Source organism: Bacillus sp. JJ864, from assembly GCF_036963045.1.
GTDB classification, from domain to species: Bacteria; Bacillota; Bacilli; order Bacillales; family Bacillaceae_G; genus Bacillus_A; species Bacillus_A pseudomycoides_C.
Genome location: NZ_JBALLY010000141.1, coordinates 1 through 372 on the forward strand (window position 1 = coordinate 1; position 372 = coordinate 372).

Below are 372 nucleotides of genomic sequence, written 5' to 3' on the forward strand. Positions count from 1 at the left end.
TATTTTATTGAAGCTTGAAGTTCATTCCAAGTCATCGGTTCTTTATTTGTAGTTTCAATCATATCAATTGCTCCATCAACAGGACAAACAATAGAACATAGGTTACACCCTACGCAATCCTCTTCGCGAACTTTAAGAAATTTACTTCCGTTATTGCTAGTGAGTATCTCAATACATTGATGTGATGTATCTTCACAAGAAATATAACATTTATTATACTTTATACAAACATCATTATTTATTCTTGCAACCACGTGATAATTTAAATTAAGGTCTCCCCAATTAGAGTATCTCGATACAGATTTTCCTACTATATCCATCACTGAAGGAATTCCCTTTTTATCTAAATAATAATTTAAGCCGTCTATCATT

The 372-nt window shown here is 31.2% G+C and carries 1 protein-coding gene; it reads right to left on the reverse strand.

Annotated features, from left to right (window positions below):
- The coding region (locus tag V7024_RS19405; protein ID WP_335522898.1) for a 4Fe-4S dicluster-binding protein at nucleotides 1–372 on the reverse strand (372 nt) is incomplete at both ends.